Source organism: Rhodoblastus sp., from assembly GCF_019449565.1.
In the GTDB taxonomy this organism is placed as follows: domain Bacteria; phylum Pseudomonadota; class Alphaproteobacteria; order Rhizobiales; family Beijerinckiaceae; genus Rhodoblastus.
The window spans coordinates 11,270-35,965 of record NZ_JAGRPM010000075.1; the positions used below are offsets into that span (position 1 = coordinate 11,270).

The window sequence follows — 24,696 nt, forward strand, 5'->3', positions numbered from 1 at the left end:
CCGATTGCCCCGAACTTCTGAATTTGTCAGGGTTTCTTTCAGTAACCGGTCATCTCCAGATAGCCTTTGCCCTGGTGAGTTCCGCGAAAGCCGATCGGACCTTCCCAATATGAAAAACGCGTCGCCATCCAGCTGTCCGGATTGACCATCGTCGTCTCAATGTCGAGGCCATGGCTCCTCACCTGGAGCCTCCATCGGCCTGGCAGAATGCGGCCCGCCAGCGTCATCTCCGAGAGCGGCTTGAGAACACTATCATCGCGATCGAGCGCTTGCGGCGTTCCATCGGCTCCGATCCAGGTTCCGGCGGAAAAGCCGCGGGTGGTCTCGTCACGAAGCCGAAAGACCATCAGCTTCTCCCCATTCGAGAAATGCAATGAAAACCAGTCCCATCCCTTCTCTGTCGCCGTCAGGGGCTGACTGCTCCATTCGCGGTCCATCCAGCCGAGGCCCGAGACTTTGACCTCTCGTCCGCGAATGACGAGGACTCCATCAACTTTGAAGAATGGCTGACTGAAATAGTAAGAGGCGCGCCCGTCATCCGATTTAAGGCTGAAGCCGTCTTTGCCATGCAGGACAATGGACCCCTCGGCGGCAAGATCGAGCGTGTAGCGGAAGTCGGCGCCATTTGCCGAGACCGTCATTCGCGCAAGTCCGGCGCCGGGCGCGTCATCGCGGGTCGCAAAACGCCAATCGTCAATCCAGGCCGCGAATGGCTCGGCGGTCACGCCGGCCTGCCCGACGCCGCCACGCGCGAAGGTCTCGGCGAATAGGTGCTCGGTCCCGCTTGTCACGGCGGCGTGCCCCATCCAAACGTTCTGGTTCGCCCACCCTTTTCGCTCTTTGCCCGGCGCGCTCGCCTGACGGAAGAGCGTCCATTGTATTCCATAGGAGGCCCCCGAGGAATCCTCGAGATTGGCGGTCAGATACCACCACTCCGTGCGAAAGCCGGGGTGGGCGCCGAAGTCGCGCGGGAAAATGATCGGCGTTCCTGCCGTCACCACTGCAAATCCCTTCGCTTCGTCACCCAGTCCAGCGAAGCCGTCAGCAAAGGACGCCGTGCGGATCAAGGGCGCGAGGACCGCCACGAGGATGAACAGAATATGTCTAACGCTCATTGGCGAAGACCTTGGCCAAGGCGGCCGGAGTGATCCGCACGAAACGAATGATCGGCCAGATCGCAGCCGCAGCAGCGGTCAGCAGCGCCAGCGCGACTGTTTGCCCAAGCTGCGCGGGAAAGACATGGAACGGGAGACGCCAGCCGAAGGCCTGCACGTTCACGACCGCGACGAGCTGCCACGCAAGGGCGAGCCCAAGCGGCAAAGCAAACGCCGAGGTCACGGCGGCGAGCAGCAGAACGCGCAGGAATTCAAGTTGCGCCAGACGCATGCGCGAGACTCCGACAGCCCAGACAGGCGCAAGCTGAGCCAGACGGACGTTGCCGAGAGTCAGGAAGTTCGCCAGGAGAGCGATGCCTGCGACCAGCAGCGTCAGGAGGTTCAGCGCCGCCGTCACCGCGAATGTGCGCTCGAAAATGCGCATCGAGAGGTTTTTGATGGCGGCCTGATCGCTGATCTGGCTGATTTGCTGACCAAATTCCGTCTGCAGGGCGTCGATCAACTCTGGGACCGCCTTCGGCGCCGTTCTAAGGCTATAGCCCATGCGCGGCGTCTCTGGCCAAAGGCGCATCAATCTGTCGATGTCGATCCGAAGCTGACCTTTTGGATTGCCGTAATCGGGAAAAATGCCGGCGATCCTGACGCGCCATTGGCCGTCAGCGGCCGGAACGTCGAGCGTGGACCCCAGCGCGAGATCCAATCGCCGCGCGAGCTGTTCGCTGACGAGCGCGCCCTCGCCACGCTGCAGCTCGCCCCATGCGTCCCCGGTTTCGGAAAGCATCGGAAAATGATTTCGATAGGTCTCGTGAGGCTTCATTCCGACGATGTCCACAGGCCAGCCCCCCAGCCTGATCTTGATTTTGGACATTGGCAGGATGGCGGATACTTCCGGCCGCTTCTCGAGCCAGGCCTCGATTTGTTGCGTTTCGGCGTTTCCCGCCACCTCGAAATAAACTTCGGCGACCAAACGCTCGTCGAGCCATTGCGTGAAAGTCTTACGAAATCCCTCGACCATGGCGCCGACGCCAACATTGGTCGACAGCGCGAGCAACAGGGCCATCAGGGCGAGCGAAAGGCCGGGGAGTTGTTGCCGGCAGTCCGCCCAGAACCACTGCGCAAGCGGCTGGGACGCGTATTTCTCGCCGAGGCGCAAGACGCCGTCGAGCAAGAGCGGCAGCAACAGCGCGGCGCCGAGGAGCAGGCCGGCGATCATCCCAAACGCCGCATAAAGCCCCTTGCCGTAAAAATGTGCGACGAGAAACGCGGCAATTCCAAGCGCCCCGAGAACGGATCGGCGCCACAGGAATTTTTGCTGAACCTGACGCCAGGCGAAAGGCTGAGCCGCCATCAGGACGGGCAAGTAAAAGGCCTTGAAAAGCCCCCCACCCGCCGCGACGAGCGAGCCGATCACGGCGATGCCCAGACCTGAAATCCACCACATCGGATCGAGCGCCAGTTGTCCCGCCACCCGCGCTCCATAAAGCCCATCGAGACTTGCCGCCATATCGGGCAAAAGGGCGGCGGCGAGCAGATAGCCCGCCCCGACGCCGGCGCTTCCGGCGACCAGCGCCAACAACGCCAATTCTCCGAGCATCGCGACAATGAGCGTGCGCGCCGAGACTCCAACCGCGCGCATTGTCCGCACCATCGCGAGACGTTGTTCGAACGCCAGACCGAAAGCCGCGTGGACGATGAAAAATCCAACGAGACAGGCGAGCAATCCGAAAGCGGTGAGGTTCAGATGAAAGCTTTCCGTGAGCCGTCGAATGTCGCTCTCCTCCTCGCGCGGCGGCACAAGGCGGAGCGCATCGCCGGCGACCGTCGCGAGCGGCGGCGCGACAGCGCTAGGCGGCTCCTTGAAGATCAGCCGGGAAATTTGCTCTGGCCGATTCAGCACGGCTTGCGCGACGCCGATATCGACAACCAGAGCCCCGGGCAGCGCGGCGGCAAGCGCCTCGATCGGAGGCAGCGTCTTGCCGCCATCAATGACAATTGCCACGCTTTCCGCCGCCGATAGTTCGCGCAAGGTCTCGGGCGTGACGATCATCCGTCCCGGCGGTTTGAGAAAGGCGCCGAGCGCGCCCTCGCCCGCCACTACGGCGACCCCGGCTTCGCGCGGCAAAGTGACAGGCTCTATGCCGATAAGCCGGAAGCGTTTGCCGTGGATCCGAACGGTCCCTTCTAGCACTGGCGAGACCTTCCAGCCTGCCAGCCGCAGCTTGACGAACAGGTCTTGCGAAACCGACCCGCCGCGCGTGGGGACAATGCTGCGCGCGCCACCGGCGCCGAATATTGAGGCCGCGCGGTCATAACTCGCGCGCGCATGCTCGTTCAAAGCCTGGACGCCGCTCCACAGCGCCGTAGCGATGGCCAGGCCGACAAACAGCGCGCCGAAATTGACCGGATGACGGCGCCAGTGGCTCACGAGCGCAATGAATGTCCAAAATGCCTGTGTCACAATTCCTTGATCACTCCCGAGCTGAGTGTGACCTGACGTTCAAGTCTGGCCGCAAGGCGTTTGCTATGCGTAATCATCAGAAAGGCGCAGCCCGTCGCGGCGACGACCTCGGTCGTGAGCTTTATGAAATCGTCAGCTGTGGCTTCGTCGAGGTTGCCGGTGGGCTCGTCCGCCAGCAGAAGGCGCGGACGAGGGGCAAGCGCCCTTGCAATGGCGACGCGTTGCTGCTGTCCGCCCGATAGCTGTTCGGGATAGCGCTCCATGAGATTTTCCAACCCCAGGCGACCGACCAGCTCTTCGCGCCATACCGGATCGAGACGACCGGCCAGACGCGCCTGGAAGGCGACATTGGCCCGGATCGTCAGACTTGGAATGAGGTTGAACTGCTGGAACACGACGGCCAGCGTTTCCCGCCTGAGCGCGGCGCGGCCGAAATCCGGGAGCCGCGTTACAGCGACGTCGTCCAGGAATATTTCGCCCTCGTCGGCGTCGTCCAGTCCCGCGATGAGATGCAGGAGCGTGCTCTTGCCGCTGCCGGATTCCCCCATGAGCGCGAGGCTCGAGCCCACATCGAGCTCAAGATCGACGCCCTTCAAAATTGCGAGCCGCCCCTGAGGCGTCGTGAAGCTCTTTTTCAAACCGGCTACACGCAGCAGGGACGCTCTTGTTTCGCCTGCCATCATAACGCTCTTGCGGGTCGGGGCGGCGCCGCTCAAGCTAGACGCCTTTGAGATGCGATAGCATTAGCACTTCCAGACGGCAGTCCGACAAGAAAATCCCGCCTTCAGGCTGTCCAGTGAACTACTGCGGCGCTGAAGCGTTATACGGCTCAGAGTCCTCGGTTCGACAGGAAGGCGTCCAAATGAACACGGCGAATTTGCAGCTTGAAGGCGTCTATGCGGTGCTTGCAGCGCTTTTGCAAACGCTCTTGGACAAGAAGGTCATGACGGGCGAAGAACTCGGCCGCCTGCTCACGGAGGTTGAGGGCGCCATCATGGCCGATGCGAGCCGGCCCAGCGAGGTCCGGGCCTCGAATGTCGAGGCGATGTGCTTTCCCATTCGATTCCTGAAATCGTCGCTGCACGCCTCTTCGCGGGGACAGCGGCCATCCTTCGCAGAGGTCACTTCACGCATCAGGGCGACGCGGGACGAGTAGAAAGGTCAGGGGTAAAGGCCTCGTTCGACATGGGCGATCAGGACCCGTTCGCATGCGACGATGAAGGCGGCTGTCCGCAAGGAGACCCTTAGTCGCTGGGATGCTTCCCAGACGTGATCGAGCGCATCGAGCACGATCTTGGCGAGGCGTTGGTTGATTTCGTCTTCCGTCCAATAATAGCTGGCGAAATCCTGCACCCATTCGAAATAGCTGACCGTCACGCCGCCGGCGTTGCAGATGACATCCGGCACGACGACGATTCCGCGCGAGCCGAGAATATCGTCGGCTTCGGGCAAGGTTGGGCCATTGGCGCCTTCCAGCACGAGCTGCGCCTTGATCCGTCCGGCGCGCGTTTCGGTCAGCTGTCCCTCAAGCGCCGACGGGATGAGCACCTCGCAGGCGACGTCCCAGAAGGACTCGCGATCAATGGTTTCGCCGCCGGAGAAGTTGGCGACGCCGCCTCCGCCTTGACTATGCGCAAGCAGTTCGGCGACAGGCAGTCCTCTGGAACAAAAAATGGCGCCGCGTGAATCCTGCACCGCAACGATCAGCGCGCCGGCGGCGGCGAAAAGTTCGGCGGCGGTCGAACCGACATTGCCAAAGCCCTGGATGGCGATGCGCGCCCCTTCGACTGGCATATTCAGCCGTTTCATGGCTTCGCAGCCCATGACGAAGACGCCGCGCCCTGTCGCCTTCACCCGTCCGAGCGAACCGCCGAGATGGACCGGCTTGCCCGTGACGACGCCCGTGCTCGCAAGGCCGGTGTTCATGGCGTAGGTGTCCATCATCCAGGCCATGATCTGGGCGTCGGTATTGACGTCGGGCGCCGGAATGTCCTGCTGCGGCCCGATGATGGCGCCAATTTCGCTGGTATAGCGCCGCGTGACGCGCTCAAGCTCCTTCTTCGAGAGCTTTCGCGGATCCAGCCGGACGCCGCCCTTGGCGCCGCCGAAGGGAAGGTTGATTGCCGCGTTCTTGATCGTCATCCATCCCGCCAGCGCCATCACTTCTTCGAGAGTGACGTCGGGATGAAAGCGGACGCCGCCCTTGCCCGGCCCGCGCGCGAAGCTGTGCTGCGCGCGAAAGCCTTCGAAATGCGCCATCGTGCCATTGTCCAGCTCGATCGGAATGTCGACGATCAAGGTCCTTTTCGGCCGCCGGAGCGTTTCGATGAGCGGCGCGAGAGAGCCCAGAAAAGGCGTAGCCCGGTCGACCTGGGCGAGGAAGGTCCCCCACGGGCTGGTCTTGGTGGGGTAGACATAGGAGAGGTCGCCGGCAAAAGGCGAGGCGCGATCGTCCATTCAGATCACATTCTTTCTCCCGCCCGGCGCGGGTTCAACTTCCGCTCTTCGAAATCAACTCGCTTCCAACGCCAGCGCGATGCCCATGCCGCCGCCGATGCACAGCGCGACCACGCCGCGGCGTAAATGATCGCGGCGCATCGAATGCATCAGCCGCGTCGCGAGGATGGCGCCCGTCGCGCCGATCGGGTGCCCATGCGCGATGGCGCCGCCTTCGACATTGACGACATCTTCGGCAATTCCGAGTTCCTGAATGATCGCCAGGGCGACGGCGGCGAAAGCCTCGTTGATCTCGAACCGCTCGACTTCGCCGAGCGTCCAGCCTGCCCGATCAAGCGCCTTGCGGATCGCGGGAACGGGCGCAAGCCCGAACATGCCGGGTTCGACCGCAGCGAGGCCATAGCCCGCCAGCCGCGCAAATGGATCAAGACCATTTCTTCTGACGAAGGCCGCGTCCGCGACGATCATCGCCGCCGCGCCGCTGTTGAGGCCCGGCGCATTGCCGGCAGTGATCGCTCCGTCTTCGCGAAAGGCCGGGCGCAATCTGGCCAGGGACTCCAATGTCGTATCCGGCCGTGGCGCTTCATCTTTGCAGAAAAGCGCGACGCCTTTCGCGCCTTTGATTTCCACGGGCGCGATTTCTTGCTCGAACTTGCCCGCTTGCTGAGCCGCGCAAAACCGGCGTTGCGAGCGTTCGGCGAAACGGTCCTGAGCTTCGCGAGTCAATTTCAGGAAAGTGACAAGGTCTTCGGCGTGCCAGCCCGAATGCCGTCCCGAAAAAGCGTCCTCCAAACCGTCATGCAGCATCGCGTCGTGGATTTCGGCGGCTCCCATCCGATAGCCCCAGCGCCCGCCGTCGAGCAGAAAAGGCGCGCGGTCCATGTTTTCAAGCCCGCCCGCGATCGCGCAATCGATCTCGCCGCTTATGATCTGTTGCGCGGCCGTGACAATGGCTTGCGCGCCCGATCCGCAGACCCGATTGACCGTCATCGCCGGAACGGAAACAGGGAGGCCGCCGTCCAGCGCCGCCTGCCGGGCGGGGTTCATCCGGCAGCCGGCCTGGACGACATTGCCCATGACCACGCTGCCGACGACGTCGGGATCGACCCCGGAACGCTGAATGACGGCGCGCACCGCCACGGCGCCGAGGGCTGCCGCCGGCACGCTCTTGAGCGCGCCGTTGAACGCCCCGATGGGCGTCCGCGCCGCGTGGCATAGCTGGATCTCGCGTTGGGTCATGCTTGCGTGTTTTGACTCGGACGCCTGCGCAGGCCGAAGCCTGCCCTATGAGGGAACACTTCCAATCTTAAAGACGCGGAACGGGCGGATTAGTTCGACGCCTCGTGTCTCTCAAGCGTTGCCGAACGCGCTTGCGCTCCGATCGGCGGCCACTATCTTCATTTAAGGTCGACCGTTTGGGCCGCGAGGAGGCGCCGACATGGTCTCGGCAGAACTTTCCCCCATGGTCCCTCCGCAGGAGCGCGGCTGGCAATCGTGGCCGGCCGATCCCGACGCCTTTTGCGAGCGAAAATTCCTTTCCGGCATTCAGGCCCTCGCCTGGCTGCCCATTTTGCAGCGCCTGCGCGACGCGGCCGCCGGCAAGAATACGGCCGGCTTCGTTTCGGGCTATCGAGGCTCGCCGCTTGGCGGGCTGGACCAGACCCTATGGCAGAACGCGCGTCATCTGGAAGCGCATCATGTGCGGTTCCAGCCTGGGCTGAATGAGGACCTGGCGGCGACGGCCGTTTGGGGGTCGCAGCAGGTCAATTTTTTCGAAGGCGCGCTTTACGATGGCGTTTTTTCGATGTGGTACGGCAAGGGTCCCGGCGTCGACCGCAGCATGGACGTTTTGAAACACGCCAATGCTGCGGGAACCGCTCCCTTAGGCGGCGTCTTGGCCATTGCGGGCGACGATCACGCGGCGCGTTCCTCGACCCTGCCTCATCAAAGCGAGCATATGTTCGCCGCCGCGATGATTCCGGTCCTCAATCCCTCCAGCGTGCAGGAATATCTGGATTTCGGCCTGCATGGCTGGGCGATGTCGCGCTATTCGGGCTGCTGGGTGGCGCTGAAGGCGACCGCGGACACGGTCGAGAGTTCGGCCAGCGTTGTGCTTGACCCCTTCCGCGTCCAGTCCGTCCTTCCCGCCGGTTTCGTCTTGCCGCCGGGCGGCCTCAACATCAGGTGGCCCGACGCGTCGCAGGATCAGGAATTGCGGCTGCAGCATTACAAGGTCTATGCCGCGATGGCCTATGCACGGGCGAACCGGCTCGACCAGATCGTTATCGACAGTCCAAACGCACGCCTTGGAATCGTCGCCACCGGCAAATCCTATCTCGACCTGCGCCAGGCGCTCGACGATCTCGACATCGATGACCGCCGCGCCGCCGAGATCGGCCTACGCGTCTACAAGGTCGGGATGAACTGGCCGCTCGATGCGGAGGGAGCCCGCCATTTCGCGGAGGGGCTCGAAGAAATCCTGGTCGTCGAGGAAAAACGGCAGCTGATCGAATATCAACTCAAGGAGCAGCTTTACAATTGGCGCGAAGACGTCCGCCCACGCGTGATTGGCAAATATGCCGACAAGGGCGAATGGGAGCTGCCGCAACAGGATTGGCAATTGCCCGCCGCCGGGGAACTGAGCCCCGCGATCATCGCGCGCGTTGTCGCCGCCCGCATCGCGCGTTTTTACAAGGACGATTCGCTGGCGGAAAAACTGGCGGTTCTGAACGCCAATGAGAGAAGCGCCACGGCGCTGACGGCCATGCCGCTGCGGGTGCCGCACTATTGTTCTGGCTGCCCGCACAACACTTCGACGATGAGCCTCCCGGAGGGTAGCCGGGCCTTGGCCGGCATTGGTTGCCATTATATGGCGATCTGGCTCAGCCCGGAGGCCACGCAGACCTTTTCCCAAATGGGCGGCGAGGGGGCGGCCTGGATCGGCCAGGCGCCTTTCACGAGCACGCCGCATGTCTTCGCCAATCTCGGCGACGGCACCTATCAACACTCGGGCCTGCTGGCGATCCGCGCGGCGGTGGCGGCGAAAACCCCGATCACCTACAAGATCCTCTACAATGATGCGGTGGCGATGACCGGGGGCCAGCCGGTCGAGGGCGGCCTGACCGTCCCGATGATCGCGCGACAGCTCTTGGCGGAAAATGTCGCGCGCGTCGTCGTCGTCAGCGAATTCCCGGAAAAATACTGGGGCGCGGGCCTGCTGCCCGGCGGCGTCGAGGCGCACGACCGACGCGAACTCTCCGAAATCGAGAAAAACCTCCGCGGCGTCGCCGCTGTCACCGCCATTATCTACGACCAGACCTGCGCCGCCGAAAAACGCCGCCGCCGCAAGTTCGGCGCTTTTCCCGATCCGCCGCTGCGCGCCTTCATCAATGAACGCGTCTGCGAGAATTGCGGCGACTGCTCCGCGCAGTCGAATTGCATGTCGGTCATTCCGGTCGAAACCGAATTCGGCCGCAAACGCCAGATCGACCAATCCCCCTGCAACAAGGATTTTTCCTGCGTCGAGGGGTTCTGCCCGAGCTTCGTCACCGTGCATGGCGGGCGACTGCGTCGAGCAAAGGGCGAAGAGGAACTCGACTGGATCGCCAGCCTGCCGGAGCCGGAGCCCGCGCCGCTCGCCGAACCCTGCAGCATCCTCATCACTGGGGTCGGCGGCACTGGCGTGGTCACGCTCGGCGCCCTGATCGGCGCCGCCGCGGCGCTTGAGAACAAGAACGTCACCTCGCTCGACATGGCCGGCCTCGCCCAAAAGGGCGGCCCCGTGACCACCCATGTCCGCATCGCGCAAGCCGAGGCCGAATTGCACGCAACGCGCATTTCCTCAGGGGAAACGACCGTCCTCATCGGCTGCGATCTGGTCGTCTCGGCCTCGCCGGATACGATCTTCAAGCTTCGCCCGAACTATACGCGAGCCGTGGTCAACAATGACTTCTCGATCACGAGCGAATTCGTCCGCACTTTTGCCGCGCAGGCGAAAACTGGCGACCTCACGGCGCATCCAGATCCGATCTTTCCGCAGGAGACGATGGAAAAGGTCATTGCCGACGCCTGCGGCGCGGGCCGCGCCGATTTTTTGCCGGCGTCGCGCCTCGCCACGGCGCTGATGGGCGATTCGATCGCGACGAACCCGTTCCTTCTCGGCTATGCATTCCAAAAGGGACTCCTGCCAGTGCGGAGCGCGTCGATTTTGCAGGCGCTCGAAGACCTCGGCGTCTCCGTTCAGCAAAACCGGAGCGCCTTCCATTGGGGGCGCCGCGCCGCGCTTGACTATGCCGCCGTTGAACGGGCGGCCGGATCGCGCCGCGAGGCGGCGCAAAACCAGCCCATCGCCGAACGGCCGCTGAACGAATTGATCGACGCCCTGGCAAGAGAATTACGGGCCTATCAAAACGACACATATGCCGCGCGCTTCCTCTCGCGCGTCGCCGAAGTCCGGGCGGCAGAAGCGCGCCTGGACGGATCCTCCGAGAGGCTGACGCGCGCCTTCGCCGTTGGATTTTTCAAGCTGCTCGCGTTCAAGGACGAATATGAGGTCGCGCGGCTTTTTACGCAGCCCGAGTTTCGCGAGAAGCTGCAAGCGACCTTCGAAGGCGACTACAAGCTCGCGTTCCATTTCGCGCCGCCAATCCTCTCATCGCCTGAAACGGGCGCGCATGGGCCGCGCAAACGCCGCTTCGGCGGCGGCATGATCTGGGCCTTGCGCATGCTGGCGGCGTTGCGGTTCCTGCGCGGGACGCCGTTCGATCCCTTCCGTCATTCGCCGGATCGACAATTGGAACGGAAGCTCATCCGCGACTACGAACAAATGATTTCAGATATGCTGCCGGCCCTTCGTCCGGACAATCTCGCCATCGCAACCGAGCTTGCGGCGCTGCCGCAGCGCATTCGCGGCTACGGCCCGGTAAAGGCGCGCTACGTCGCCCAGGCGAAAAAGCGCGAGGCCGAGTTGAAACGCCGGTTGGCGGAGTTAAATCGAACGAGGGAGCGCAAGGAATGGTCGCCGTCCAACGTATAAGTCCCTGCCTGTGGTTCGACACCCCGGCTGAAGAGGCCGCACGATTTTACGTCTCGCTGCTTCCCGAATCCCGAATCGACAATATCCTCCACGCGCCTGCGGACTATCCGGGCGGACAGGCCGGCGGCGTCCTGCTGGTGGAGTTCACTCTCGCAGGTCAGAAATTCCAGGCGCTGAACGGCGGGCCGCATACTCGCTTCACCGAAGCCATTTCATTTTCGATTTCTTGCGCCGATCAGGCCGAGGTTGATCGACTGTGGTCAACCTTGACCGCCGATGGCGGCGCTCCGATCCAGTGCGGCTGGCTGAGGGACCCGTTATGGCCTGTCCTGGCAAATCGTTCCTGACGCCCTCCCCCGCCTCTTGAAAAGCAGCGACCCCGCTCTGGCCTCGCGCGTATTTCGCGCCATGTCGCAAATGGTCAAACTCGATGTCGAGGAACTCGAGCGCGCCGCCGACGGCTAACGGATTTTCGCCGCGACGGCGCGGGCCACGCGCGCGACGGCTTCGCGCGAGACACATAGCTGCGCGCTTTGACCCCAGCGCGGGCGACGTCAAACGGGCAAGGCTTCGCGCGGGGCTTCAGTCGAACTCCGGCTTCCAGTCTCGACCTTCACCCCTGGCTCTCCAGGCTCTCCAGGCTCCACACGACCAATCCGGCGCGTTGCTTGATAGCCCGCCGCAAATATCTCCGATACGAGCCGATCGGCCTCCGCTTCCGCACAGGAAACGAGTAGCCCGCCCGATGTCTGCGGGTCGGTGAGAATTTGCCGCCGCCAATCCGGAAAGCCGGCAGGCAGCTCGACTGACGCGCCGTAGCTCGCCCAGTTTCGCTCCGAGGCCCCCGTGACAAAGCCCTGACGAACCAGAGCTTCAGCCTGCCGGAAAAGCGGCAGGGAATCTGCGTCAAGGCAAAGCCTGGCGGCAGAGCCGCGCGCCATTTCCAACGCATGACCGAGCAGGCCAAAGCCTGTGACATCGGTGACGCCATGGACGGCGGCGTCCCTCGCCAAAGCCGCGCCGATGCGGTTTAACTGGGTGGTCGAGGCGATCATCTCGTCATAGGCTTCGGCGGAGAGCGCCCCCTTCTTGAAGGCGGCCGAATAGACTCCGACTCCCAGCGCCTTGGTCAGGATCAGCGCGTCGCCTGGCCTGGCGTCGGCGTTGCGGCGGATTTGAGCCTTAGGCGCCGTGCCGATGACGGCGAGCCCATATATCGGTTCGACGCTGTCGATCGAATGCCCCCCCGCAACTGGAACGCCAGCCTCGGCGCAGATGCTCGCTCCGCCCTGCAAAATGGCGCGCACGGTCGCGATGTCCACCTTGCCGAGCGGCATGCCAAGAATGGCGAGCGCCATGATCGGCGTTCCGCCCATCGCATAAATGTCGGAAAGCGCGTTGGTCGCGGCGATGCGCCCGAAATCGCCGGGATCGTCTACGACCGGCATGAAAAAATCCGTCGTCGCAAGGACGCAGGTCTCGCCGTCGAGATCCCATACTGCGGCGTCATCGCCGGTTTCGGCCCCGACAAGCAGTCGGGCGAAATGCTGCGTCTGCGGCTGGTCCCCGATAAGCTGCTGCAGCACCGAAGGCGCCAGCTTGCAGCCGCAGCCGCCGCCGTGGGCGAGGCTCGTAAGCCGGAGGGGCGGAAGATCGGTCGTCGGGCGATCTCGGTCGAGAGGATCGTGCATCTGAGCGTCTCCGGATTGCGGTTGTCGAGGCGACCTGCTGCGCTTTCCACATGTCAATGTTTTGGGTCGTCGCGTCGGGGCCAAGGAAGGATTTTGCGCCGGAGCGACGCCGCGCAGGTCAGCTCGGGGGACGCCACATGCAGACGTCGGCGGCCGATCGGCGGGCGACACGGCGCATCGTCATTACGCATTCCGCCCCGGCACGCGGGAGTTCCGATCGGATGCGCGCATCATTGTCCGACGGCGTCCCTATAACGTCAACTGATGGTTGAAGGAAGGTCGTCATGATGGCATGTCCGGTCAGGTATCGCCCGATCTTTCCGACAATCTGGAGACCTGCTTGGGGAGCGCGGATGAGCGTGTCCGTTGTCGCGCTCAGCAAGCTCGGGCTTATCCCGATCAAGCAACGCGATCCTTCATGGCCAAAAAAATCTTGAACGCCATGACGAATGTCGCCAAGGAAACAAATCTGCCAGAAGCAGCTATCAGCTATTCAAGCAATAATATATGATTTTATTAGACATAGGCACAGGTTGATAAAGAACAACATGAACTCAATTGGCTTCTTAATTCCAATTCATGAACCTAAAATTTCTCAAGCCAACTTGCTGCGCTGCAATAAATGCTTTTCTTAGAGTTCTAAAATCTGCGATTATTTGACGTAAATTTAATTTTGCAGTATAAGCAAAGCTTCGGGCGGCCGCGGATAGGTGCGCCCCAGCTAAAGGAGGCCTCCATGAGAATGGAGCTCTCGCGGCGCCAGTTCCTGGGAACCACGGGCGCGGGTCTTTCGAGCACGACGCTTCTGGCGCTTGGGTTCGGGGATGTCGAGGCGGCCCACGCGGACGCGATCCGACCATTCAAACTCGTCAACACCACCGAGACGCGAAACACCTGCCCCTATTGCTCGGTGGCGTGCGGGATCATCATGTATTCAAAAGGTGATCTCAAAAAAGGCGAAAAAGCCGAAATCATCCATATCGAAGGCGACACGGATCACCCGACCAATCGCGGCACCCTGTGCCCGAAAGGCGCGGCGCTGCTCGATTTCGTCAAGGCGGAAACGCGCCTGAAAATTCCCAAGATCCGCAAGCCCGGCTCGGACAAGTTCGAACCGATCAGCTGGGAGGCGGCGCTTGACCGCATCGCGCGTGTTCTGAAAGACGATCGCGACAAGAACTTCATCGTCAAGAACAATGACGGCGTGACGGTCAATCGCTGGACATCGTCAGGCTTTCTCGCCGCTTCGGCGACAACCAACGAAACGGCGTTCTGCACCTACAAGGTGGTGCGCAGCGCCGGCATGGTAGTGTTCGACAACCAAGCGCGTGTTTGACACGGCCCCACGGTGTCCAGTCTGGGCCCAACATTTGGCCGTGGCGCAATGACCAATTCGTGGACCGATATTCGGAACACGGACCTTGTCGTCATCATGGGGGGAAACGCAGCCGAAGCGCATCCGTGCGGGTTCAAATGGGTCACCGAGGCGAAGGCTAGCCGCGGCGCGAAACTCATTGTCGTCGATCCGCGCTTCACGCGCTCCGCGTCGGTGGCGGATTTCTATGCGCCGATCCGGCAAGGGACGGACATCGCATTCCTGCTTGGCGTCATCAATTACTGCATCGGCAACGACAAGGTGCAGTGGGATTATGTGAAGGCGTTCACCAACGCCGCCTACCTCGTCAAGGAAGGCTTTGCCTATCATGACGGCTTGTTCACCGGCTATGACGAGGCCAAGCGGGATTATGACCGCTCCAGCTGGGAATATGAGATCGGCCCCGATGGGTTCGCCGTGGTGGACGAGACCTTGCAGAATCCGCGCTGCGTCTGGAGCCTGCTGAAACAGCACGTCGCGATTTATACGCCGGAACTCGTCGAGCGGATCTGCGGTACGCCCAAGGACAAATTCCTCAAAGTCGCGCAGATGATCGCGGAATGCTCGTCGCCGACCAAAACCATGACGTCCATGTACGCGCTCGGCTGGACCCAGCATTCCAAGGGTTCGCAGAATATCCGCGGCATGGCGATGCTTCAGCTGATCCTGGGCAATATCGGGGTGCGCGGCGGCGGCATGAACGCGTTGCGCGGTCACTCCAATATTCAAGGGCTGACCGACATCGGGCTGATGTCCAATCTGATCCCCGGCTATATGACGCTGGCGACCGACAAGGAGCCCGATTTCGCCACCTATATGTCGACCCGAGGCTTCAAGCCATTGCGGCCGAATCAGATCAGCTATTGGCAGAACTACAAGAAGTTCATGGTGAGCTTCCTGAAGGCGATGTGGGGGCCGGCGGCGACGGCGGAAAACAATTTCGCTTTCGATTATCTGCCGAAGCTCGACGTGCCGGCTTACGACGTGTTGCGCGCGTTCGAACTGATGAACCAGGGCAAGATGACCGCCTATTTCTGCCAGGGATTCAATCCCCTGCAGGCGTTCCCGAACAAGGCCAAGATCGCGTCGGCATTGTCCAAATTGAAGCTGCTGGTCGTGATGGATCCGCTCGATACCGAGACGGCCCGCTTCTGGGAGAATCACGGCGAATATAACAACGCCGATCCGTCGAAGATTCAGACGGAAGTCATCCAGCTTCCCGTCACATGCTTTGCCGAGGACGAAGGCGCGCTGGTGAATTCGGGCCGCTGGCTGCAATGGCATTGGGCCGGCGGCTCCCCGCCGGGCGACGCCAAGCACGACACATGGATTCTCGCGCAGATCTTCCTGCGCCTGAAGAAGCTTTACCAGAATGAAGGCGGAGCGTTCCCCGATCCTATCCTCAACCTGACATGGCCCTACAAGAACCCCGAGGAGCCGACGCCCGAGGAACTCGCCAAGGAAATGAACGGCTATGCATTGGCCGACGTTTTCGATCCGAACGACCCGACGAAAAAAATCCTGGAAAAAGGCAAGCAGCTTCCCGGTTTCGCGGCGTTGCGCGACGACGGGACCACGGCGAGCGGCTGCTGGATCTTTGCTGGCTGCTTCACCGAGGCAGGCAACATGATGGCGCGGCGGGATAATTCGGACCCGGACAATACCGGCGCCTATCCCAAATGGACTTTCGCGTGGCCGGCCAATCGCCGCATTCTTTACAACCGCGCCTCCTGCGACATCAATGGCAAACCTTGGGATCCGTCGCGCAAACTGATCGAATGGGACGGCGCCAAATGGGCGGGCTATGACGTGCCGGACATTCCGCCGACCGCAAAACCTCAGGACGTCGGCCCCTTCATCATGAACCCCGAGGGCGTGTCGCGGCTCTTCGTTCGGCGAATGATGCGGGATGGGCCGTTCCCGGCCCATTACGAACCATTCGAATCGCCCCGGGTCAATGTCGTCGCGCCCAAGGTGCGGGGCAATCCGGTCGCCCGCGTGTTCAAGGACGACATGGCGCAATTCGCCGAGCCGGAGTCCAAGGAGTTCCCCTATGCGGCGACCTCCTACCGGCTGACCGAACATTTCCACTATTGGACCAAGCACGTCTGGGTGAACGCCGTGCTTCAGCCGGAATTTTTCGTGGAGATCTCGGAAGAGCTCGCCAGGGAAAAGGGCATTGAAAAGGGCGGCTGGGTGCGGGTCTGGTCGAAACGTGGCGAGGTAAGAGCGAAGGCTGTGGTGACCAAGCGGATCAAACCGCTGATCTGCGACGGCAAGCCGGTCCACGTCGTCGGCATTCCGCTGCACTGGGGCTTCATGGGCGCCGCCAGAAAGGGCTTCGGCCCCAATGTGCTCGCCCCCTTCGTCGGCGACGCAAATATCGAAACGCCGGAATTCAAGGCGTTCCTGGTCAATATCGAGCCCACGACCGGGCCGGTGGCGTGAGGGAGGCGAAATCATGTTTCCTCCAATCCCAAACCCCGCCACCAAACCGGTTCCTCCGAAATTCGGGGAACAGGATCTGATCCGGCGCTCGGCGTCCCGAGTGACGCCGCCGGCGCAGCGGCAGACTGAAATCGCCAAGCTCATCGATGTCTCGAAATGCATCGGCTGCAAGGCATGCCAGTCGGCCTGCATCGAATGGAACGACACGCGCCCCGAGATCGGCGTGAACACCGGCGTCTATGACAATCCGCACGACCTTACGCCGAACATGTTCACGCTGATGCGCTTCACCGAATGGGTAAACCCCGAGACCGAGAATCTCGAATGGCTGATCCGCAAGGACGGCTGCATGCATTGCGCGGATCCCGGTTGTCTCAAGGCCTGTCCGGCGCCCGGCGCGATCGTGCAATATTCCAACGGCATCGTGGATTTCGTGCACCAGAACTGCATCGGCTGCGGCTATTGCGTGAAGGGCTGTCCATTCAACATCCCGCGCATCTCGCCCGTCGACCATACAGCCTACAAGTGCACCCTGTGTTCCGACCGGATTGCGGTCGGTCAGGGCCCTGCCTGCGCCAAGGCCTGCCCGACCCAGGCGATTGTGTTCGGCACAAAGGACGAGATGAAGCACTGGGCGGACCTCCGGATCGAGGATCTGAAATCGCGCGGCTTCCAGAACGCCGGGCTTTATGATCCTCCGGGCGTTGGCGGCACGCATGTGATGTATGTGCTCCATCACGCCGACCAGCCGGAGATCTACGCCAACCTGCCGAAGAACCCGACCATCAGCCCCATTGTCGAACTGTGGAAGGGCGTCGCCAAATATGCCGGCCTCGGGGTGATGGGCTTCGCCGTCGCCTTCGGCTTTCTCCACCATCTCGTCATGGGACCCAACAGGGTGACCGAGGCGGACGAAGCGAATGCCGAGAACCTTACGGGGGGTAACCCATCATGACGGCGCGCGATATCGAACCGGGCGATATGGTCCACAAAGGACACCCGGTGACCGTCGACCGCTACACGGCAGGCGCTCGGTTGAACCACTGGGTCACGGCGGCCAGCCTGATCCTGCTGGCGCTGTCCGGCTTGGCGCTGTTCCATCCGAGCCTGTTTTTCCTGACCGGCCTGTTCGGCGGCGGCCAGTGGACGCGCACCATTCATCCGTGGATCGGCGTCGTTCTGTTTTTCTCCTTCACGGGGCTGTTCCTGCGATTCTGGAAAGCCAATCTCTGGGCTCGGGAGGACAAGGCATGGCTCAACCGCATCCGCGACGTGCTGACCAACCACGAAGAGCGCCTGCCGGAAGTCGGCAAATATAATGCCGGTCAGAAGTTCATTTTCTGGGGGATGTCGTTCCTGGTCATCGTGCTGATCGTCACGGGCTTCGCCATCTGGGATCAGTATTTCAATAATCTGACCTCGATCCCGGTGAAGCGCGTTGCGGTGCTGACCCATTCCATCGCGGCGGTGGCCATCATCTGCATATGGATCGTCCACGTATATGCGGCGATCTGGGTTCGTGGTACGATCAGCGCCATGACCCGGGGCCGCGTCACCGGCGGTTGGGCTTGGCGCCACCATCGCAAGTGGCTGCGGGAGCTGGTTTCGGGCAAGCGCGGCGGTTAGCCGAGGTGCTTGCCAGTCGAACAAGACATGCGGCGTCGACGCCGCATTTGATCCGATCGTCGCGAATGAAATGATCGCCTGGAAAACCAGGCCGCGTGACCCGTGAGGTTCGTGAGGAAAAAATGTCGAGTGCTCCGGGCGCTCTTCAGCCCGATCCCAGCGCCATCGGCGGCGTACAACAACCTCCCTTCGTGCGGCTTCCAGACCCCGCGTCGCTGTTTCGGACGCGCGCCCGGCGCTTCGCGGCGCTGGCGGAAGACAGCCAACTCCAACCCTATCTGCTCTTTCTGTCCGGCTTGGCCGATGCCCAACATGAAGCCCAGGCCGGCTTGCCTTTGCCGAACCTCCCAGAGACAGCCGAGATCGAACGCGCTTGCACATTCGGCATGCCGCCGCTCGATCGAGGCCGCTTCGCGATAGATCACGTGTTCGAGGCGACATTGGCTGGCGTGCTCGCGCATGCGCGAACAATCGACATGCCGCCGGCTGCGGCGGAAGCGCTTGAGCGCGTCATGCAGGCGGAAGCGGCCGAACGCGAAACCTTGGCGCGCAACGTCGTCACGGATTCCATTCCCTCGGACGCGCTCGCCGCGCATGTCTTCATGGCCGCCAGCCTGCAAATCCATTTTGCGCGCATGGCGAGTCGGCTCGACGCCAGACAGCTTGGCCCGGTCGGAGACGGCGTCTGTCCGTGCTGCGGGGGCCCGCCGGTCACGAGCCTCATCGTCGGCTGGCCCTCGGCGCATGGCGCCCGTTATTGCGCCTGTTCGCTTTGCGGCGTCCTGTGGAACTATGTGCGCATCCGGTGCACGCAATGCGGCTCGACCAAGGGAATATCCTATCAGGAAGTCGCGGGCGGCGACGGAACGGTGAAAGCCGAAACATGCGATCAATGCCACGCCTATGTGAAGGTTCTTTATCAGGACAAGGAGCCTTCGCTCGACCCCATGGCCGACGATGTCGCGTCTCTCGGGCTCGATCTGCGGATGCGCGAGGGGCCTTACCGGCGCGGCGCATTCAACCCCTTCCTGCTCGGCTATTGAGGTGGCGCCATGGACGACGCTCCTGCTTCCCGCCGCAAATTGCCATCGGTCGATCATATTCTGAAGACCGAGGCGGCGGTCGCCGCGATTTCTCGCTACGGCCGGCCGGCGACCGTGACAGCCGTCCGCGCGGCAGTCGGCGAGGTTCGCGCGGCGGCGCGAATGGGCGCCCACGCGACGTTCGACGAAACGCTGCTGGCCACGGCTGCCCTGGCGCGCCTCGAAGCCTCGTCGCGCTCCAGACTGCGGCCCGTGTTCAACCTCACCGGCACCGTGCTGCACACCAATCTCGGCCGCGCCCTGCTGGCGGAAGAAGCCATGGAAGCCGCGTTAAAAGCCATGCGTAGCGCGGTCGCGCTGGAATATGACCTTGAAACCGGCAAGCGCGGCGACCGCGACGACCATGTCCGCGACCTGATCTGCGAACTCACGGGCGCCGAGGACGCGACAATCGTCAATAACAACGCCGCCGCCGTCCTGCTGGTGTTGAATAGTTTCTCTCTGGGCAAGGACGCCATCGTCTCGCGCGGCGAACTGATCGAAATCGGCGGCGCCTTCCGCATGCCGGAGATCATGGCGCGGGCGGGCGCGCGGCTCGTGGAGGTTGGCGCCACCAATCGTACCCATCCGAAGGATTATCTCGCGGCTCTCAACGCCGAAACCGGGCTGATCTTGAAGGTGCATACTTCGAACTACCGTATCGAGGGTTTCACCGCCGAAGTTTCGCCGCGCGATCTCGCGACGATCGCCCATCAGCGCGGCGCGTTGCTGTTCCACGATCTCGGCTCGGGCACGCTTGCCGATCTCGCCTGCTATGGCCTCGCGCATGAACCGACGGTTCGCGAGGCGGTGGCGCAAGGCGCCGACATCGTCAGCTTTTCCGGCGACAAGCTGCTCGGGGGACCACAGGCCGGCTTCATCATCGGTCGCCGCGAACTCATCGCCGCCATCAACAAGAATCCGTTGAAGCGGGCGCTACGCGTCGACAAGATTCGTCTCGCGGCGCTGGAAGCGACGCTGAAGCTCTATCGCAACCCGGATCGGCTCGCCGAGCGCCTGCCGACCTTGCGCCTGCTTGCGCGCAGCGTGCCTGAACTGGAGGCGCAAGCGGCGCGGCTCGCGCCCGCGCTTTCCCAACGGCTTGGCGAACGGCGCGGCGCGGCGATCGCCGTCGAAATTGTCCCCTGCAAGAGTCAGATCGGCTCTGGCGCCCTGCCCATGGAGACCATCGCGAGCGTCGCCCTCGTGCTACGACCGCGCGAAAAATCCGGCCGCGCGCTCGACCGTCTCGCCAATGCGCTTCGCGCGCTTCCCATGCCTGTCATCGGGCGGATCTCGGATGGCGCCCTGCTGCTTGATCTTCGCTGCCTCGAGGATGAAGCGGGTTTTCTCGAATCCCTGGACGCCCTGGAGCCGTCCGATGCGCTGGCTTGACCGTCTCATCCACACGCCCGAACCGACGGTCGAAGACCAGATGGCGGCCGCCCTCGCCGCCGCGCAACGGCAGGATTATGCGAAGGCCCTCCACCTTTGGGAGTCGCTCGCGCGGCAGGGCGTGGCGCGAGCGCAAAACAATATCGGCGCCTGTTTCGCCGAAGGCCTCGGCGTCCCGCGCGACCGCATGCTGGCTTATCGATGGCTGAGCGCCGCCGCGGAAGCGGGAGACCCTGTCAGCCAGCGCAATCTCGCCAACCTTTATTTCAAGGGCGAGGGCGCGCCGCAGGATTACAAGCGGGCGGCGGCGCTCTATCGCGCGGCCGCCGAACAGGGCGACCCGCCGGCGCAAGACATGCTGAGCTGGATGCTTGTCGAAGGCGAGGCGGTCGCGGCGGATTTCGCCGAAGCGCGGCGCTGGGCGCTCGCCGCAGCGAAACAGGGCGTCGCGTCGTCCATGACGCGCCTCGGCATGATTTGCCACAACGCCCTCGGCGTCGAGCGCGACCCGGTCGTAGCCGCCTATTGGTGGCGGCGCGGGGCGGAGCGCGGCGATCCGGACGGCCAGGCCATGTTGGGAGCGGCCTGTCATCTTGGCGCGGGCCTGCGCCGCAACCCGCTTGAGGCCTATGTCTGGCTCCTGCGGGCGTGCTCGGGCCACAGCCCGCTTGCCGCCAGGTTCCTCGAAGCCGCGCGTGCGGCGCTTTCGCCGGATGAGATTGTCGAAGCCGAGCGCCGCGCCGCCGCGCCCCTGCCGGAGCCGCCGCCATGATCATCGGCACGGCGGGCCATATCGACCACGGCAAGACCGCGCTGGTGCGGGCGCTGACGGGCGTCGATACCGACCGGCTGAAGGAAGAAAAGGCGCGCGGCATCTCGATCGATCTCGGCTTTGCCTATATGCCGTCCGGCGAAGGCGAGACGCTGGGTTTCATCGACGCGCCCGGCCATGAGCGTTTCGTGCACACCATGCTCGCCGGCGCCAGCGGCATTGATTTCGTGCTGCTGGCGATCGCCGCCGACGACGGCGTCATGCCCCAGACCCGCGAGCATCTCGCCATCGTGGATCTTCTCGGCGTCGGGCGCGGCAGTGTGGCGCTCACCAAGACGGACCTGGTGGATGACACGCGCCTGCTCGAGGTTTCCGATGAAATCGTGCTCGCGCTGCGGGGAACGTGTCTCGAAGGCGCGCCGATCTTGCCGGTCTCTACCGTCACGGGGGACGGCGTCGCCGGCTTGCGGACGCATCTCGTGGAGGCTTCTCGTGAAATTGGGAATCGGGCGGCCTCCGGTCGCTTCCGTCTCGCCGTGGACCGCTGCTTCACAATTGCCGGAGCCGGCACGATCGTCACCGGCACCGTTCTTTCGGGCCGTGTCGCCGTCGGCGACCATGTGATGGTGAGCCCGTCCGGTCTCAGCGCTCGCGTGCGTTCGATCCGCGCCCAGGACGCGCCAGCCGACTTCGGAAAGGCCGGCGATCGCTGCGGGGTCAATCTGGCGGGCGACGGCGTCGGCAAAGACGCCATTTCACGCGGCGACGTTGTGCTCGACCCAACTCTGCACGCGCCCGCCGACCATATTGACGCGAGTTTGCGCGTGCTCGGCGCCGAACCGAAGAGCATCGGGCAATGGTTTCCCGTGCGCCTCCATCATGGCGCGCAAGAGGTCGGCGCCCGCATCGTTCTGTTGGGCGATCCCATCAGCCCCGGCGCCTCGGGACATGTCCAATTGGTGCTTGAACATCCCATCGCCGCAGCGGCCGGCGACCGTTATGTGGTGCGCGACACGTCCGCCCGGCGGACCATCGGCGGCGGCGCGTTCATCGACTTGAGAGGCCCGAGCCGCAAGCGCCGGACCCCGGACCGCCTCGCCCAACTCGACGCTCTTGCCTTGGCCGAGCCCGCCAAAGCGGTGGCTGCGCTGCTGGAAATCTCGCCCTACTATCTCGACCTCACGGATTTTTGCCGCGATCGGGCGCTCGCGGTCACAGAGGCGAGCGCGCTTGCCGAGCGTCTTGGGCTTGTCCGGATTGCGACCGGCAAGACGGCGCTCGCGGTCTCAGCCGCGCGCTGGGCGTCGTTCAGGCAAATGCTCCTGTCTCGCCTTGAAGCATTCCATGCGGACAACCCAGATCTGCCGGGCCTGGGCCGCGAAAGACTGCGCCTCCAGCTTGAGCCGCGCCTTCCAGCGCCGGCCTTCGCGACGGCGCTGCTTTCGCTCGCCCGCGCCGGAGAAATCTCGCTCGACGGCGCCTGGGTGAAGCTCACTGGCTTCGAAGTGCGCCTGACGCCGCGCGACGAGGTCTTGTGGGCGCAAGTGCGTCCCCTGCTGGGCGAGGCGGATCGCTTCCGGCCGCCCCGCGTGCGGGACATCGCGACCATGCTCGACATCGCCGAGCCGGAGGTCCGGCATTTGCTCAAGCTGGTCGGACGTCTCGGTCGGGTCGACGAGGTGGCGCATGACCATTTCTTCCTGCGCAGCACGGTCGCGGAAATGGTGGGCATTATTTGCAAGCTGTCACAGCAGGCCGATGACGCTCAGTTCACCGCGGCGCAATTCCGCGACCAGGTTGAGAATGGCCGCAAGGTCGCAATCCAGATCCTGGAATTCTTCGACCGGCATGGCGTTACGCTGCGCAGGGGCGATCTGCGGCGGCTCAACAAACACCGGCTGGATCTCTTTCGCGATCCCGCCGAAGATGGTCCCGCAAACGAGGCGGCGGAGGATCCGCCTTGGGGAAGAGAGACGTCCCTGGTGGGGCGTCCGGACTTCAAATCCGGGAGGGGCCGCGAGCCGGTCTCTGGTGGGTTCGACTCCCACTCTCTTCCGCCAATTTTCAGAGGGAGAGTATGAGCGCTCTCGCCGAATACCTGTCTTCCCTTCAACGAGACGCCCAGGCGGCCGACGCCGCCGAAAGCGTTTTCCGCCGAGATGCGGCGGAACACATTGCTGCGCTGGCTTTGGCGCGTGCGACCGCCTTTCGTCGGGTCAATTTCGTCCGGTCCGTCGCCGATGCAGCAAACGGCGCCGAAAGCGAGGAGATCTCCGTCGCCGTCGCTCAGGCGCAGGTGCGCGTCCGGCTCGGCTGGACCACGGAGAGCGACGCCCGCGATGAGGTGCTTTCGCGTTTCGCGCCAGTCGCGCAGGCCCTGTTCCGTGCCGCGCAAGGCGCACAGGACGAGGCGCCCGCCGACCCGGGCGGCGCTCTCGCCGCATTTGAGACCTGGTATCTCGAAACGCGCCATAGCCCATTCTGGGACCTGTTCGAGTGCTACATTCCAGAGACGCCGCGCGTCGATTTTTAATGGCTCGTACAAAGGGCCGGCTTTCCCGGCCGCCGAAATACCATTTGCCAAATTGACAAAGACCCCGATCGCGCCAAAAATTGCCGCGTGATCTCATCGGCGGCTCCCGAGGATCGGGGCGGCATATCTCACGCTAGCGCGGGACAAAAACCGCGAGCGCCTGACGTTGGCGCATCAAGCGGATTGAGATCGCGTCGTCGCAAAAGCTGCGGATATTCAGACGCTGCGGACCATGGTCCGAACCGCAAGCGGCGCAGCGCCGATATGATCTCCTTCGAAATCGAAAATATGGATGGCCTGAGCGGGTTTTCTTCGCCACCACGGCCGCAATTCACCTTGGGAGGGCGCCATGATTGATCGTCGCGAATTCCTCGGAGCCGGAGCCGCGCTCGCCGCCACAGTGACGCTGCCAAAGCTCGCTGCGGCAGAGCCGGCCTTCGCGCCGCATCCAGGCGCCTGGCGCATGTACGAAATCGTCACCAGGCTGCAGCTTGCCGATGGCGCCGGAGCCGGCCTCGCCTGGGCGCCGCTGCCGAGTTTCGCCGCGGATGATTGGAGCCGCCCGGGCGGGTGGCCGGCCCCCATTGGGTGGTCCGGTTTGAATGTTAGTGCATGACGAGCTGCGGCGCCAATGCCGGGGTGGCCGGCGAAGCTGGTCCGGATTGCGCAGCCGGCCATAGAACGGCTTCTGGAGCGGGCGGTTTATAGC

At 63.3% G+C, this 24,696-nt stretch carries 16 protein-coding genes, 1 tRNA gene and 2 pseudogenes; 13 read left to right on the forward strand and 6 right to left on the reverse strand.

The features are described 5' to 3' along the window. Window positions 1–38: 38 nt before the first annotated feature. Genes QZ409_RS17120 through QZ409_RS17130 form a run of 3 tightly spaced genes read right to left on the reverse strand, consistent with a single transcriptional unit; the run spans window position 39 to window position 4,253 of the window. Window positions 39–1,115, reverse strand: a complete 1,077-nt coding sequence (locus QZ409_RS17120) for a lipocalin-like domain-containing protein (protein WP_296713710.1) — start codon at window positions 1,113–1,115, stop codon at window positions 39–41. Then, window positions 1,105–3,573, reverse strand: a complete 2,469-nt coding sequence (locus tag QZ409_RS17125) for an FtsX-like permease family protein (protein ID WP_296713711.1) — start codon at window positions 3,571–3,573, stop codon at window positions 1,105–1,107. The genes QZ409_RS17120 and QZ409_RS17125 overlap by 11 nt, the downstream gene beginning before the upstream one ends. Next, complete coding sequence (locus QZ409_RS17130; RefSeq protein WP_296713729.1) at window positions 3,570–4,253, reverse strand: ABC transporter ATP-binding protein; 684 nt, start codon at window positions 4,251–4,253, stop codon at window positions 3,570–3,572. Before QZ409_RS17130 ends, QZ409_RS17125 begins: the two co-directional genes overlap by 4 nt. 182 nt (window positions 4,254–4,435) lie before the next feature. Here QZ409_RS17130 and QZ409_RS17135 point away from each other — a divergent pair, with 182 nt between their 5' ends. Then, the gene (locus tag QZ409_RS17135; RefSeq protein ID WP_296713712.1) at window positions 4,436–4,729 is read left to right on the forward strand and encodes a hypothetical protein; all 294 of its coding nucleotides are present in this window, start codon (window positions 4,436–4,438) and stop codon (window positions 4,727–4,729) included. A 5-nt stretch (window positions 4,730–4,734) separates the two neighbouring features. Here the strand turns inward: QZ409_RS17135 and QZ409_RS17140 are convergent, their stop codons facing one another. Both QZ409_RS17140 and QZ409_RS17145 read right to left on the reverse strand, forming a co-directional pair. Further along, complete coding sequence (locus QZ409_RS17140; RefSeq protein WP_296713714.1) at window positions 4,735–6,030, reverse strand: Glu/Leu/Phe/Val dehydrogenase; 1,296 nt, start codon at window positions 6,028–6,030, stop codon at window positions 4,735–4,737. Between the two features lie 54 nt (window positions 6,031–6,084). Then, the gene (locus QZ409_RS17145; RefSeq protein WP_296713715.1) at window positions 6,085–7,269 is read right to left on the reverse strand and encodes a thiolase family protein; all 1,185 of its coding nucleotides are present in this window, start codon (window positions 7,267–7,269) and stop codon (window positions 6,085–6,087) included. Between the two features lie 199 nt (window positions 7,270–7,468). Here QZ409_RS17145 and QZ409_RS17150 point away from each other — a divergent pair, with 199 nt between their 5' ends. Both QZ409_RS17150 and QZ409_RS17155 read left to right on the forward strand, forming a co-directional pair. Then, a complete protein-coding gene (locus tag QZ409_RS17150; protein ID WP_296713716.1) occupies window positions 7,469–11,065 on the forward strand; it encodes an indolepyruvate ferredoxin oxidoreductase family protein in 3,597 nt (1,198 codons plus the stop codon). Then, window positions 11,044–11,530, forward strand: a pseudogene (locus QZ409_RS17155) (VOC family protein). Before QZ409_RS17150 ends, QZ409_RS17155 begins: the two are co-directional and overlap by 22 nt. 89 nt (window positions 11,531–11,619) lie before the next feature. Here QZ409_RS17155 and selD read toward each other — a convergent pair. Beyond that, entirely contained in the window at window positions 11,620–12,756 is a 1,137-nt protein-coding gene (gene selD, locus QZ409_RS17160) for a selenide, water dikinase SelD (protein ID WP_296713717.1), read from the reverse strand. 736 nt (window positions 12,757–13,492) lie between these two features. On the opposite strand from selD, the gene fdnG reads away from it, so the two are divergent. The 10 genes and pseudogenes from fdnG (at window position 13,493) to QZ409_RS17210 (ending at window position 24,603) form a co-directional block, all read left to right on the forward strand. Further along, window positions 13,493–16,579, forward strand: coding sequence for a formate dehydrogenase-N subunit alpha (gene fdnG, locus QZ409_RS17165; RefSeq protein WP_296713718.1), 3,087 nt, complete (start codon window positions 13,493–13,495; stop codon window positions 16,577–16,579). Window positions 16,580–16,592: 13 nt separating this feature from the next. Further along, entirely contained in the window at window positions 16,593–17,534 is a 942-nt protein-coding gene (gene fdxH, locus QZ409_RS17170; protein WP_296713719.1) for a formate dehydrogenase subunit beta, read from the forward strand. After that, entirely contained in the window at window positions 17,531–18,205 is a 675-nt protein-coding gene (locus QZ409_RS17175) for a formate dehydrogenase subunit gamma (protein ID WP_296713721.1), read from the forward strand. Before fdxH ends, QZ409_RS17175 begins: the two co-directional genes overlap by 4 nt. Window positions 18,206–18,327: 122 nt before the next feature. Continuing rightward, window positions 18,328–19,248, forward strand: coding sequence for a formate dehydrogenase accessory protein FdhE (fdhE, locus tag QZ409_RS17180; RefSeq protein ID WP_296713723.1), 921 nt, complete (start codon window positions 18,328–18,330; stop codon window positions 19,246–19,248). Window positions 19,249–19,257: 9 nt separating this feature from the next. Continuing rightward, entirely contained in the window at window positions 19,258–20,682 is a 1,425-nt protein-coding gene (selA, locus tag QZ409_RS17185) for an L-seryl-tRNA(Sec) selenium transferase (protein ID WP_296713724.1), read from the forward strand. After that, the gene (locus QZ409_RS17190; RefSeq protein WP_296713725.1) at window positions 20,669–21,454 is read left to right on the forward strand and encodes a tetratricopeptide repeat protein; all 786 of its coding nucleotides are present in this window, start codon (window positions 20,669–20,671) and stop codon (window positions 21,452–21,454) included. Before selA ends, QZ409_RS17190 begins: the two co-directional genes overlap by 14 nt. Then, a pseudogene (gene selB, locus QZ409_RS17195) lies at window positions 21,451–23,282 on the forward strand (selenocysteine-specific translation elongation factor); the annotation flags it as partial. The gene QZ409_RS17190 and the pseudogene selB, both read left to right, overlap by 4 nt. Before the next feature lie 136 nt (window positions 23,283–23,418). Further along, window positions 23,419–23,514: transfer RNA gene (locus tag QZ409_RS17200), tRNA-Sec, on the forward strand. 17 nt (window positions 23,515–23,531) lie between these two features. Next, a complete protein-coding gene (locus tag QZ409_RS17205; protein ID WP_296713726.1) occupies window positions 23,532–23,987 on the forward strand; it encodes a hypothetical protein in 456 nt (151 codons plus the stop codon). Window positions 23,988–24,336: 349 nt separating this feature from the next. Next, complete coding sequence (locus QZ409_RS17210) at window positions 24,337–24,603, forward strand: twin-arginine translocation signal domain-containing protein (protein ID WP_296713727.1); 267 nt, start codon at window positions 24,337–24,339, stop codon at window positions 24,601–24,603. The last annotated feature ends 93 nt before the right edge of the window (window positions 24,604–24,696 follow it).

Coding starts and splice junctions, on each gene's coding strand:
- QZ409_RS17175 (WP_296713721.1), top strand. CDS start 17,531: ATGACGGCGCGCGATATCGAACCGGGCGATATGGTCCACAAAGGACAC.
- QZ409_RS17140 (WP_296713714.1), bottom strand. CDS start 6,030: ATGGACGATCGCGCCTCGCCTTTTGCCGGCGACCTCTCCTATGTCTAC.
- QZ409_RS17210 (WP_296713727.1), top strand. CDS start 24,337: ATGATTGATCGTCGCGAATTCCTCGGAGCCGGAGCCGCGCTCGCCGCC.
- selD (WP_296713717.1), bottom strand. CDS start 12,756: ATGCACGATCCTCTCGACCGAGATCGCCCGACGACCGATCTTCCGCCC.
- QZ409_RS17120 (WP_296713710.1), bottom strand. CDS start 1,115: ATGAGCGTTAGACATATTCTGTTCATCCTCGTGGCGGTCCTCGCGCCC.
- QZ409_RS17130 (WP_296713729.1), bottom strand. CDS start 4,253: ATGGCAGGCGAAACAAGAGCGTCCCTGCTGCGTGTAGCCGGTTTGAAA.
- QZ409_RS17145 (WP_296713715.1), bottom strand. CDS start 7,269: ATGACCCAACGCGAGATCCAGCTATGCCACGCGGCGCGGACGCCCATC.
- selA (WP_296713724.1), top strand. CDS start 19,258: ATGGACGACGCTCCTGCTTCCCGCCGCAAATTGCCATCGGTCGATCAT.
- fdxH (WP_296713719.1), top strand. CDS start 16,593: ATGTTTCCTCCAATCCCAAACCCCGCCACCAAACCGGTTCCTCCGAAA.
- QZ409_RS17190 (WP_296713725.1), top strand. CDS start 20,669: ATGCGCTGGCTTGACCGTCTCATCCACACGCCCGAACCGACGGTCGAA.
- QZ409_RS17135 (WP_296713712.1), top strand. CDS start 4,436: ATGAACACGGCGAATTTGCAGCTTGAAGGCGTCTATGCGGTGCTTGCA.
- QZ409_RS17205 (WP_296713726.1), top strand. CDS start 23,532: ATGAGCGCTCTCGCCGAATACCTGTCTTCCCTTCAACGAGACGCCCAG.
- fdhE (WP_296713723.1), top strand. CDS start 18,328: ATGTCGAGTGCTCCGGGCGCTCTTCAGCCCGATCCCAGCGCCATCGGC.
- QZ409_RS17150 (WP_296713716.1), top strand. CDS start 7,469: ATGGTCTCGGCAGAACTTTCCCCCATGGTCCCTCCGCAGGAGCGCGGC.